This is a genomic window from Arthrobacter ginsengisoli, assembly GCF_031456935.1.
In the GTDB taxonomy this organism is placed as follows: Bacteria; Actinomycetota; Actinomycetes; order Actinomycetales; family Micrococcaceae; genus Arthrobacter; species Arthrobacter ginsengisoli.
This window is the reverse complement of sequence record NZ_JAVDVQ010000010.1, coordinates 48,425-60,310: the sequence shown is the minus strand read 5'-3', so window position 1 is coordinate 60,310 and position 11,886 is coordinate 48,425. Positions and strand designations below refer to the sequence as shown.

Sequence of the window (11,886 nt, the reverse complement as noted above, 5' to 3'; positions counted from 1 at the left end):
CGATCAACGGATGACCGGCACGGCAAGGCAGTGAAAGCCGCAACAAGGTAAAGGATTCCTAGCTATGCATGCAGAGACAGATTGTCTCGTCGTTACCATTCACGCTCGAAGAGAATTGGATGCCGCTTTGGACCGGGCTGTCGATCTTTTGAAGCCCGTAGCCATCCTCAGACAGGTCGGCATCTCGGTAACGCGCTTGGCCCCTGACCGCTACGAAGTGTGTCTCAAGGGCGACATCCCACCTGGCACAACGATGGAAAGCTGGGGCACGTTCCGCAGGCGGGCAGGCGGAAGGTCCAGCCATTCACGCTACATCTAAGAGGAGAGCAAAGTGACACGTATAGGAATCGTGGCCGAGCTAGGCCGCGAGACGAGGGTGGCGGCGACGCCTGTCACCGTCAGGCAAATGGTGGAGTTGGGCTACGAGGTTGTAGTCGAGAAGGGTGCGGGGGAGGCGGCGTCTTTCCGTAATGAGGCGTATGCCGAAGCGGGTGCGCTCATTGTGGGTGCCGATGAGGCGTGGGGGAGCGAGGTGGTGCTGCGGATCAACCCGCCCACCGGGGAAGAAATCGGCCGCCTGGCCGACGGGGCGACGCTGATCGGGTCGCTGAGCCCGGGTCTGCGGCCGGAGCTGGTGGAGGCGCTGGCGGCGCGTCCGATCACGGCCCTTGCCTTGGATGCGGTGCCCCGGATTTCGCGGGCACAGTCGATGGACGTGCTCAGTTCGATGGCGAACATCGCCGGGTACCGGGCCGTGATCGAGGCCGCGCATGAGTTCGGGCGGTTCTTCACGGGCCAGGTGACCGCGGCGGGCAAGGTCCCGCCGGCGAAGGTCCTGGTCGCCGGCGCCGGCGTCGCGGGCCTGGCGGCGATCGGTGCTGCGAGCAGCCTCGGCGCGATCGTCCGCGCGACCGACCCGAGGCCCGAGGTCGCCGACCAGGTCAAATCCATCGGCGGGACCTACCTCAAGGTCGAGGTCGCCGAGGAGATGAAGTCCACCGACGGATACGCCAAGGCCACATCTGAGGCGTACAACGCCCGCGCTGCGGAGATCTACTCCGAGCAGGCACGGGATGTGGACATCATCATTACCACCGCCCTGATTCCGGGGCGTCCGGCGCCGAAGCTGCTCACGGCCGATGACGTGGCGGGGATGAAGTCCGGCAGCGTGATCGTTGACATGGCCGCCGGCCAGGGCGGCAACGTGGAAGGCTCTGTCGCCGGAGAACGCGTAGTCACCGACAACGGCGTGGTCATCCTGGGTTACACGGATCTGCCGGCCCGGTTGCCGGTTCAGGCGTCCCAGCTGTACGGGACGAATATGCTGAACTTGCTCAAGCTCCTGACCAAGGACAAGGACGGGGTCCTGCGGATCGACTTTGATGACGTGGTGCAGCGCTCGGTGACGGTGGTGCGGGACGGGGAGAAGACCTGGCCGCCGCCCCCGGTGCAGGTCTCCGCAGCACCTGCAGCCACGACCCAGGTCCCGGCCGCCGAAAGCACTGCGCCGAAGAAGACGGGGCTCAGCGCCGCCGGTAAGGCCGGGCTCTTCGCCGCGGGTATCGCGGTGCTGTTCCTGGTGAACGCGGTGGCCCCGGCGCCGCTGCCGCAGCACTTCACGGTGCTGATGCTCTCGATCGTGGTCGGTTTCTACGTCATCGGAAAAGTGCATCATGCCCTGCACACGCCGCTGATGTCCGTGACCAACGCGATCTCGGGGATCATCGTGGTCGGTGCGCTGCTGCAGGTCACCTCCGACAACATCGTCATGCAGGTGCTCGCCGCCGTCGCGGTCCTGCTGGCCAGCATTAACATTTTCGGCGGCTTCGCTGTGACCCGCCGGATGCTCGCGATGTTCTCCCGCGGTGAGAAGGCCCGTTCATGAGCGCCGTCCCCGAAGCAGCAGCCCGAATCGTATCGAGGAGCCTTACCGTGTCTGACACCGTGTCCGGTCCGTTGACCGCGGAATCCATTGCGGGGGCGGCCTACATCGTCGCGGCCCTGCTGTTTATCCTCAGCCTGGCCGGCCTGAGCAAACACGAGAAGGCCCGCGCCGGGGTCATCTACGGCATCACCGGCATGGTGATTGCCCTCGCCGCGACCGTCTGGCTGACCCTGCAGGGCGCCTGGGGGACCGGCCACGGCCTGACCGGGCTGGTGCTGCTGGTCGCCGCGGTGCTGGTCGGCGGCGCCATCGGGCTCTGGCGCGCCCGCGTCGTGGAAATGACGGGCATGCCCGAACTCATCGCACTGCTGCACAGTTTTGTTGGCCTCGCCGCGGTGCTCGTGGGCTGGAACGGGCACCTCGAAGCCCCGGACCTGGCCGGGGACCTGATGGCTGTCCACCATGCCGAGGTGTTCATCGGCGTCTTCATCGGCGCGGTGACGTTCACGGGGTCGATCGTGGCGTTCCTGAAACTCTCGGCCCGGATGAAATCCTCACCCCTGATGCTGCCGGGCAAGAACGCGATCAATCTCGGCGCCTTGGCCGGGTTCGTCGCCCTGACGGTCTGGTACGTCAACGACTCCCAGCTCTGGCTCCTCATTGTGGTCACCGTCCTGGCTTTGGGGCTGGGCTGGCACCTGGTGGCCTCCATCGGCGGCGGCGACATGCCCGTCGTCGTGTCCATGCTCAACAGCTACTCCGGCTGGGCCGCGGCCGCGGCGGGTTTCCTGCTGAACAACGACCTGCTTATCATCACCGGGGCCCTGGTGGGTTCCTCGGGCGCGTACTTGTCCTACATTATGTGCAAGGCCATGAACCGGTCCTTCATCTCCGTGATCGCCGGCGGCTTCGGCATCGCCGCACCCGCCGCGGCTGATGCCGAGTATGGCGAGCACCGCGAGATCACGGCCCAGGCCACCGCGGAAATGCTGACGAACGCCTCCAGCGTGGTCATCACCCCGGGCTACGGCATGGCCGTGGCCCAGGCCCAGTACCCCGTCGCTGAACTCGCGCACCAGCTGCGCGAACGCGGCGTGAATGTCCGGTTCGGCATCCACCCGGTCGCCGGACGACTGCCCGGACACATGAACGTCCTCCTCGCCGAAGCCAAAGTCCCCTACGACATCGTCCTGGAAATGGACGAAATCAACGAAGACCTCGGCGACACCTCAGTCGTCCTCGTCATCGGAGCCAACGACACCGTCAACCCCTCCGCCGCCGAGGACCCCTCCAGCCCCATCGCCGGCATGCCCGTCCTCCGCGTCTGGGAAGCCGACAACGTCATCGTCTTCAAACGCTCCATGGCCGCCGGCTACGCCGGCGTCCAAAACCCCCTGTTCTACCGCGACAACTCCCAAATGCTCTTCGGCGACGCCAAACAACGCGTCGAGGAGATCCTCCGCGCGTTTTGATGGTGGCCCCATCGCCGGTCCACAACATAACCGGCCCGCAGTGACCGGGGTTCATGTGGCCCGGACCTGAACCCTGAAAGATGAGAGCAGACCATGCCGAGACGTCAAATTCCACCTATACGCATTGAACAGAAGGCGGTCAGATCACCTTTGCCGGAACCGGCACGGAGAAGCGCGGGGCCAGTGCGGACCAGAGGCTTTGATATTGACGCCTACGATTCATCGCCCTGGATCGGTCTCCACTACAGGCACGAGTTCTTGCTCCACCACAGGCACGAACTGCTGGAGCACCACGAGGAGCACCCGCATACAACTAGGCGTAGTCGTGACGGTGATACCGAATGAGACGGCCCCGAAGAACCGGGCATCCGACGTCCTCCATCGGCCATTGAGCGAGAAAGCTGCGGCGCGTCCTTCAATCATGCAAGATAACGGCGGTGTTTAAGCAAGACGACCGCCAACCTGATGCTCGGACCATCCCCACGGCCTGCAATGGGCTGTCATCTTGAGCAAGAAACGAGACGTGAGGAGTGCTAAAACGAGAGGGTCCACGTGAACTATGCTCCGGGCGAGAAGGCAGCCGGTCAACCCAAGGGTATCGACGATCCCGTAGGACGGTTCGTACACCAGATGCATTCGTCGGTGTCGCCCCGCACGCGTTCGTGGGAGAGCCCCGAAAGGGACCCCGCGCTCTGGGGCAGATCGACAAGCCGGGCGAGAAGTCAGCCACCAGATCTGCGCATTCTCAAGACGATACGAGGCGGGAAGGAGGCAAACGCCTGGGCCACCGACTACCTACGTCAGGCGATCCGACCCGACTCGGGCGGCAGCAATTACACCATGCTATTTCTCTGGATCAAGTTCTGGTCAAATGGAGGCCGCGCCAGTTTGGCGGAACTGAACACTTTTCTCCAGGGTTTGCAGGAAATGTCAGAAGCTGACTCGCTCGTGTTGGGCCTCGTTGTCCACGAACTCCAGAGCCCCTGAATCCAGGGTTGTGCGTCATGGGCCCAGCTGCGGGAAAACCCGAGGACGGCGAAATTTGCCGTGGACGAGGCTCTGCGCTTGGAATCTCCGTTCCAGAAGTGCCACCGGACCGTCGCCCTGGACACCGTTCTTGGCGGCGTGCACCTACCAGCCAAGGTGCTGGTGTTCCTCGGGGCCGCGAACCGTGACCCGCGCAAGTGGGGCGATAACGCCGATGACTTCGATCTCAACCGCAATGCGTCGGGCCACGTCGCGTTCGGAATGGGTTTGCACCAGTGCGATGGGCAGCCAACCGCCAGACTCGAAATGGAAATCGTGCTACAGCAACTTCTCCAGCGGGTGGTCGCTATCGAACCCGACGGCGCCCCGGTGCCGATCCTGCACAACGTACTCCGAGGCTTCGAGTCCCTGCCGGTGCGGATCACCGTCGGGTAGATCTCCTAGGCTTGTTCGCGGTCCTGTCTTGACGTCCGGTAAGCGCGCACAAGCCGCCGAGGATGGCCCGCCGGGACAACCGTCCAAGGCGTGGGTCGTGGAGCGATAAGCGCCGTTCAAAAATACCCACTCCGCTTGAAGTCTCGCCCATTTTCAAATGCCGGATAAGGGCCATTATGTAGTAGAGGTAACTCCTGACTGCGCTTAATGCAATTTCTGCCTGCAGCTAGTCATTGGCGACTATCGGCCTTCCGGACATGCATGGTCGGCGGTCTGCAGGCCAGAACAGCACAGAGCCCTGGCAGGCGTGACAAGCGTAGCTCACGCACACCACCCTGCCTTGTTCTGCCTTTCATATTTGGCGACACCGCCAATGGCCAGCCCGTTACATTTATTGGGTCCCCGCCGGGACATGGTCGCTGGACCCGGTATGAATTTCTCGCCCTGTCACTGATGATCCGGGGGTGTCCCTATGCTTTTGGTCAAGCGGCGGGGACGGGCTTGACCAAAAGCATAGGGACACCCCTTTATGAAAGGAATTCGTAATCGTCCGGTTCAACCTTTTGCGTGATCCGCCAATACTCGGTGGTCTTGAACGGCCAAACCTGAGAGACCCTATTGAAGCGGTTCTTGTACCAGTTATTCACATATGGCTGGCCCCAAGCCATGCGGTTGTTTTCAGCGTCAACCCAGGCGATGTGCCGATCAAGCGCTTCCTGTTTAAGGTCCAGAGCAGCAACGTTCCTCGTCAGGAGTTGACGAATAGCTTCGACCGCGTATTCGGCCGCCCGCTCCATCATGATGTGAAGGCCCCCCGCCACCACACCGGTAGTGTTCGGGCCCAGCATCATGAAGAGGTTCGGGAAATTGGGGACCGTTATTCCTGCGAACCCTTTTGCATCCCCTTGCCAGTATTCGTGAATCTCGATCCCCCCGCGTCCAATAATCTCGATCGGGTCCAAGTAGTCGGAGGGGCGAAATCCAGTCGCGTATATCACGACATCCACGTCCAGGTGCTCTCCGTCACCGGTGATCAGACCCCCTTCGGTGAAGGACTCAAGCCCAGTCGACACCACGTCGGCGTTCGGCGCCATCAGAGCGGCCGCCCAAACACCGTTATCCCTTAGTAAGCGCTTGGAGGACGGGGGATAGAGCGGGATGGCCTTCTCCAGCAAATCGGGGCGGCCTTCATATTGGTGCTCCATTCGCCGGATGATCTCTTGGCGAAACTCCTCATTATTCGCGCCTACGCTCAACGGGGTGTTATGCCAGGTCTCGTCGGCAGTGGCAATGTGGATGCGTCCTTCAATCCCAATCGCGGTAACCCAGAGGCGGAACCATTTTCCGTAGTGGGGCACTTTGGCATGTAGCCAGTGGGCCGCATCCGAAATGGGCTCGTGGTAAGTCGGCGCCGGTAGCATCCATGGCGCACTGCGCTGGAAGACATGGAGCCGTTCCACCTCGTCGACGATGGCCGGAATTATTTGGTAGGCGCTGGCCCCGGTACCGATGACGGCCACCCTCTTGCCGCGAAGATCTACGGAAGCATCCCACTCCTGGGAGTGCATCTGGATGCCCGTGAATTCCTGTTGCCCAGGCCAAGTAGGGACGTGAGGGTGATCGAGTTGGCCAACGCATGTGATGATGGCATTAAAGTGTCTGGTCTGTAGAGTCCCAGCCTTCGTTCGAGTCGTTGCCACCCAGGTCTTGGACGCCTCGTCAAATTCGGCCCGCTCCAGAGACGTATGAAGTTCCAGATCCTCGGCGATCCCAGCACGAGCAACCACGGTTTCCAAGTATTCGAGAACTTCCTCGCCCGTGGCGAACTGGTGTGGCCAGTCATCACGCTGCGCGAAAGAGAAGCTATACCCGTATGTGGGAGTATCCAGCCGGACCCCAGGATAGTGGTTCTTCCACCAGGTTCCCCCCACGCGGTGGGACACCTCGATCCAGGTGTAAGGCAACCCGGCTTCCTTCAGCCGGTAGGCTGCAGCAATTCCGGACACACCCGCGCCGACAATCAGCGTCTCGAAATTTCTTCCACTAGAAAGCTCTTCATAGGACCAGTCGGCGGAGCCGTTGCGGTTGGGAGCGAGATGCAACTCGTGCTGCATTTGTCCCGCCCAGTTCGGATCCGAGCTTGTCCGGCCACCTGTAAACCAGTCCAGTAAGACTGCGGCCTGTTCCTCCGTGAGTTCGTCAACGGAACGAATTTCTTCGTCACGTAAGCGCAGTAGTCCTTCGAATGCGAGTTCCCGTCCGCGGGCGACCTGATCGTCGTCCAGGCCACCGTGGGGTTGCAGGGTCCCCCTCATGGGAGGCAGAGAAGGTGAGAGGCGTGGATCAAGCAGTGACATGTCTTTCAGCGCGGCGGCCAGTGCTGCCAACAGGACCGGCAACTCGGCGTCGTCCACCAAGGCCCGCAGTTCCTGGTCGGTCTCGGTGATCTGAAGATACTCGTTCGCCCAGTACAGATCCGCGTTGCGGCCGAGGCCGGGCCGGTCGGTGCCGACCTTTGCTGATTTTGGGATGGTGTTCATCTGCTTCCTCCTGTGTTCCTAAGGGGAGTGATCTCTCTGGCGGTTTTGTATTGGTAGGGCTGAGCGCGGACTGCTGCGAATGAATCCGGCCGTTTTACTCGATATCGTCGTGTCGGCCCCGGTGCATGGTGAAGTCCTCCGACGCCGCGCGTAGTGTCGCAACGATTTCCGAAATGCGCGGCCGCATACGCTCTGCCGGCCCTGACACGGTTACGGCTCCTAGCACGTTTCCCTGCTGCCCCCGCACGAGGGTACTAACCCCTATGACTCCGGGTTCGCTTTCCTCGTTGTTCAGTGCCCACCCTCGGTTGGCAATTTGGGCTAGCTCGGCTATCAGATGATCGCGGTCGTGAATCGCAAAATCGGTACCGGTGTCCCACGTCCCGTCCCTCGGGAACATCTGATCGATTTTCTCAGGAGCCAGCGCCGCCAGAAGGCACTTTCCCGCGGAGGTGATGTGCGCCGGTAGGCGATGGCCGACCCTGGAAACCGCACGAATAATGCGCTGACTCTCGACTCCGGCGACAAAAAGCACCTGCTGATCCTGCAAAATCAGATAGTGAGTGGTCTCGCCCGTCTGCTCCGCCAGCCGCGAAAGTGTCGGTTCGATCTCCACACGGATGTCTCCCTTGTTGGTTAGGACTTGTGCTAGCTGAATCAAAGCTGGGCCGGCCACAAAGGATTTGTCGGTCGCATGGCGCTCGAGCAACCCTGCCTTCGCCAAGGTGGAAACCATGCGGTGCGCGGTCGACCGAGCGGCACCTAACTCGTTGGCGACGTCCATGATGCGGATGCTGGACCGGGTCCGCAGCATTAGCAGAGTCCGCGCGGCATTCTCAACGGACTCGATCGGATATCGGTACCCAACATATTCAGCCGAAGGGTCGTCAGGAATCGATGCATTCATGGAAATTGGCCTCTTCTGCGTCCGGAGTTGTTTACAATCAGCGTGGACAAGGGATGGGAGTCCCTGCTCCCGCTAGGAACCAACGGTGACCCCCGATGGTGCCATGCGTCCGCGGGCGGCGTCGTCGTTCTCAGACAACCGAGACGAACATACCGTGACATAGGCGTGCAGCGTGTCAATCGACTCTTCCAGAGACCGAGTTCCAGCACCGGCGTCGAACACATATCCGTCCGGACGGACGAGAACCCAGTCGCCCCGCACGGCACCTAACCAGGCACCGAACCGGTCACCTTGTTCCACTAGGATCGGAACTCCTGTAACTTCCTCAACTGGCGTTGTAGTGACGATAGCTGCAACTGATACGCCTAATTGCTTCAGGCGGGCCCCCGCTGTGGGCGACAGATCCGCGTGCAGATCCGGCGACAAAGTCAGCAGCGCAAAAGAATGACCAAGCACGTCGTCCAGTAGGGCGCCCCCCCGGCTGGAAATCCTCGGCTGGACGGCCAAGCGGCCCCCCAGTGGACCGTCCACGAAACCGCCTCCCAGCCGCGGTTGGAACGGCGGGCTGCTCTCAGTTCGTGTCTCGAGTTTCCGGTCCCTTTCGGATGCTTTGACTGGATCCGTCTCGCAAACCATCTGGCCAACCCGGACGGATTCGGTGATGTACTCCGTGACGTGGGGCTTCCGACTCTCGGTGTACGCGTTCAGAAACTCCATCGGTGCCGTGCCTTTTAGAACCATGGTCAGGATCCAGGAAAGGGTGACGGCGTCTCGGAGCCCGCTGACCATTCCCTGGCCCATAAACGGCGGCATCAGATGGGCAGCGTCACCCGCCAGCAGCACGCGCGATCGATTGAACGTCGTGGCCACCAAAGATCGAAAGGTATAGGCCGTGGATCTAAGAACGGTTGCAGTGTCTTCGGTGAGCCACCGTTCCAGCTTCGGCCAAACGTTTTCCGGCCGGGCAGCCTCAACGGGATCACAGCCATCGACGATCATGAACTCCCAGCGGTAGTGGCCACCGCCGAGCCAGGCCATATGCGAAGGCTGCAAGGGGTCCAGAATTTGACCGGTGTCGGGCACGTTGGGGGCCTCGGACCCCTCCTTCATCTCCACATCCACGACTACCCAAGTCGCTTCGAAGCCCAGATCTTCGCGTGCGATCCCGATTTGCTCACGGACAAGGCTGTTGGCGCCGTCGGCGCCAATGACGTACCGGGCGATGATCGGCTCATCTTGGCCTTCGACCGTCAAAGCCACACGGTCCCCTAGATCAGTTACGGTGCGGGCAGCGGTCGACTGGTGAACGGTTACGCCGGGAGTCGACCTGGCCGTGTCGTCAAAGATTCCTTCGATTTCGGGTTGGTAGAAGTGGTAGGAGGCTTCCCAACCGCTTGGAGTCTCCCAATTGCGTGGCAAATTCGACAAAACACTCATGTCTGAGCGGAGCAACAGATACTCGCGGGCGGGAACCATTGCGGCGTCGATCTCTTCAGATATGCCCATCGCCTGCAGGATTCGCATCGCCTCATGGTCCAGATGGCATGCCCGAGGTAGGGGATATAGCACGGCCCGTTTTTCCAGCACCAGCACTGACAGACCCTGGCGCCCCAATAACGTAGCCAGTGCTTGCCCCACTGGGCCGTAGCCGACAATGGCTACGTCGTAAGTCTTGGCTACGTCCATGAGGCCTGCACCCGTCCATGATGCCGAAATGAGGCCGGCTCCGGGCTAGGGGAAATCGTCGTGCGTTGGGTTCCCAGGCCTTCGATCTCGATGAGCACCTCGTCGCCGGCCTTCAGCCAGGCAAACTTATCCTCTCCGTGGGTGCGGCTCAACTCAAGGATGCAGCCGGTACCGCACGTGCCTGATCCGATGACATCGCCCGGACGCACCTCGGTCCCGCGGCTCGCATAGGACACCATCTCTCCAAAGGAGTAATAGATGTCAGCCCAGTTGGATCGGGCATACTCGGTCCCGTTGACCTTCAGTGACATTGCCCGATCGAAACCTCTCTCGGTTCGATGCGGCTCCAACTCGTCCTTTGTTACGAACCAGGGCCCGAGGGAGGTGGCGGTGTCCTTGCCTTTGACTGGACCCATGGAAAGGCGCATCTCTTCGTGCTGGATGTCGCGGCCGCTCCAATCGCAGAGGATGGCATATCCAATGATGCTGTCTTCGCCCTGCTCCGCAGTCAGGTCCCGTCCACCCCGGCCGACGACAGCTGCGACTTCGAGTTCGAAGTCGAAGCGGCGTGAGCCTGGAGTCATTGGGATTTCGCCTTCACCAAGGAAGTTGTACGGGTTGGAGAAATAGAAGACCGGGATTTTGTACCACAGTGGATCCATTTCCAGTCCGCGGGACTCCCTGCCGGCCTTGACGTGCTGCTCAAATGCATAGAAGTCACGGAAGGTCGGTGGGGTAGCGATCGGGGAGAGATTGCGAACCGTGGAGGGGGACACTATGGCACCGGTCTTCATGGCCTGTTCGCCAGCCCGCCGGAGTACCTCGTCGCCCTGCTGAATCAATCCGAGCAGATCATCATGACCCTCGATGACGCGGTAGACGTCGCTCTGGACCACGCCAACCTGAGCGCTGCCCTCTTCACCCGCAAAGCGCACAAACTTCATGACGCATCATTCCTTTCGTTGACTGCAAGCTCTAGCGGTACTTGGAAGCGGTCGGGGCCAGGCCCAGGGCGCGGAATCCCTCGGGGACGTAGTCGTTCCACTGGTTCCACCACACTTCTCCGTCTTCCCACACCACCGGTTCGCGGTTGTCGTCGTAGATCTGTTCGATGTCGGTATAGAGCTCGACCACGTTGCCGGAGTGTTCCTGGTAGTAGCATGCAATGTTGTTGCCCGCACCGTGTCGCACGGGACCCCAGAGGAGATCCCTGCCCAGAGCATGCAGTCGATCACCCACTTTCGTCAGCTCGCTCACGCTCTGAACTTCCCACGCGTGGTGATGGAAGGTGCCTCGGCCCTGCAACACGGCTATCCCGTGATGCTCGGTGTTGCAGCGCAGGAAGAAGCCTTTCGACCCTCCAGTGCCAATTACGTCCGAAACCCGGAAATCGAGGACCTTGGTCAGGAACTTCACCATGCCGAAATGGTCCTGTGGATGGAAGTTGAAGTGGCCATATCGGTTGGGGCCAAAACCCTTGGGAGTTGGAGCCTCCTTCTGAAGACCCAAGGAGACCTCGAAGGCGAAACCTTCCGGACCGATGAAAGTGAAGCCATCCTCGACACCTTCGCCTGTGGGCTTCTCAGCTACCACCCGAAAGCCTTCGTCCTCCACCCGCCGGCGAACGTCCTTGAGCGCATCGCCGTCGGCAGCGATGACACCCAGCGCTTCCAGGCCGTCCACGTCCGACTCGACGTAAGCCAGCTCATGGTGCACATTCGCCGCGGCCAGGTAGGAGACGCCACCTGTACGCCGGGTCTCGTGCAGGCCGAGAATCTGCGTAGCGTCGAAGACCGACTGTTCAAGGTTGGAGGTTCGGATCGAGACCGGTCCCATTTCAGAAATTGCGCCCCAAGACATTGTTGCTCCGCTCTCTACAAAGAATATTTACTGTTCCGCTTGGCGGAACGTGTTCTGCCAAGTGGACGTTACTCCGGACGCTAGCACTCGACTTTCCTCCAAGGCAAGCCCTGA

The 11,886-nt window shown here is 61.2% G+C and carries 8 protein-coding genes; 3 read left to right on the top strand and 5 right to left on the bottom strand.

Features of this window, described 5'->3' with window-relative positions; all coding sequences use genetic code 11:
- The first annotated feature begins 331 nt into the window (after nucleotides 1–331).
- From J2X01_RS12840 to J2X01_RS12830, 3 genes are all read left to right on the top strand, one after another.
- Entirely contained in the window at nucleotides 332–1,885 is a 1,554-nt protein-coding gene (locus J2X01_RS12840; protein WP_310057777.1) for a Re/Si-specific NAD(P)(+) transhydrogenase subunit alpha, read from the top strand.
- On the top strand, nucleotides 1,882–3,357 hold the full coding sequence (gene pntB / locus J2X01_RS12835; RefSeq protein WP_374724972.1) for a Re/Si-specific NAD(P)(+) transhydrogenase subunit beta: 1,476 nt from the start codon (nucleotides 1,882–1,884) through the stop codon (nucleotides 3,355–3,357). Before J2X01_RS12840 ends, pntB begins: the two co-directional genes overlap by 4 nt.
- Nucleotides 3,358–4,404: 1,047 nt before the next feature.
- Nucleotides 4,405–4,779, top strand: a complete 375-nt coding sequence (locus J2X01_RS12830; RefSeq protein ID WP_310057772.1) for a cytochrome P450 — start codon at nucleotides 4,405–4,407, stop codon at nucleotides 4,777–4,779.
- Nucleotides 4,780–5,306: 527 nt separating this feature from the next.
- Here the strand turns inward: J2X01_RS12830 and J2X01_RS12825 are convergent.
- The 5 genes from J2X01_RS12825 to J2X01_RS12805 all read right to left on the bottom strand — a co-directional run bounded on the left by J2X01_RS12825 (nucleotide 5,307) and on the right by J2X01_RS12805 (nucleotide 11,772).
- Entirely contained in the window at nucleotides 5,307–7,319 is a 2,013-nt protein-coding gene (locus J2X01_RS12825) for a flavin-containing monooxygenase (RefSeq protein WP_310057769.1), read from the bottom strand.
- Between the two features lie 94 nt (nucleotides 7,320–7,413).
- Nucleotides 7,414–8,226 carry an IclR family transcriptional regulator gene (locus J2X01_RS12820; protein WP_310057766.1) on the bottom strand — a complete coding sequence of 271 codons (813 nt, stop codon included), beginning with the start codon at nucleotides 8,224–8,226 and terminating at the stop codon, nucleotides 7,414–7,416.
- Between the two features lie 72 nt (nucleotides 8,227–8,298).
- Nucleotides 8,299–9,912: a bifunctional 3-(3-hydroxy-phenyl)propionate/3-hydroxycinnamic acid hydroxylase gene (locus tag J2X01_RS12815; protein WP_310057763.1), complete on the bottom strand. Its 1,614-nt coding sequence runs from the start codon at nucleotides 9,910–9,912 to the stop codon at nucleotides 8,299–8,301.
- On the bottom strand, nucleotides 9,903–10,856 hold the full coding sequence (locus J2X01_RS12810) for a fumarylacetoacetate hydrolase family protein (RefSeq protein WP_310057761.1): 954 nt from the start codon (nucleotides 10,854–10,856) through the stop codon (nucleotides 9,903–9,905). Before J2X01_RS12810 ends, J2X01_RS12815 begins: the two co-directional genes overlap by 10 nt.
- 31 nt (nucleotides 10,857–10,887) lie before the next feature.
- Nucleotides 10,888–11,772 carry a VOC family protein gene (locus J2X01_RS12805; protein WP_310057757.1) on the bottom strand — a complete coding sequence of 295 codons (885 nt, stop codon included), beginning with the start codon at nucleotides 11,770–11,772 and terminating at the stop codon, nucleotides 10,888–10,890.
- Nucleotides 11,773–11,886 lie beyond the last annotated feature (114 nt).

Bases quoted from the DNA above. Each gene is read 5' to 3' on its own strand.
- pntB (WP_374724972.1), top strand. From the start codon at position 1,882: ATGAGCGCCGTCCCCGAAGCAGCAGCCCGAATCGTATCGAGGAGCCTT.
- J2X01_RS12825 (WP_310057769.1), bottom strand. From the start codon at position 7,319: ATGAACACCATCCCAAAATCAGCAAAGGTCGGCACCGACCGGCCCGGC.
- J2X01_RS12820 (WP_310057766.1), bottom strand. From the start codon at position 8,226: ATGAATGCATCGATTCCTGACGACCCTTCGGCTGAATATGTTGGGTAC.
- J2X01_RS12815 (WP_310057763.1), bottom strand. From the start codon at position 9,912: ATGGACGTAGCCAAGACTTACGACGTAGCCATTGTCGGCTACGGCCCA.
- J2X01_RS12810 (WP_310057761.1), bottom strand. From the start codon at position 10,856: ATGAAGTTTGTGCGCTTTGCGGGTGAAGAGGGCAGCGCTCAGGTTGGC.
- J2X01_RS12805 (WP_310057757.1), bottom strand. From the start codon at position 11,772: ATGTCTTGGGGCGCAATTTCTGAAATGGGACCGGTCTCGATCCGAACC.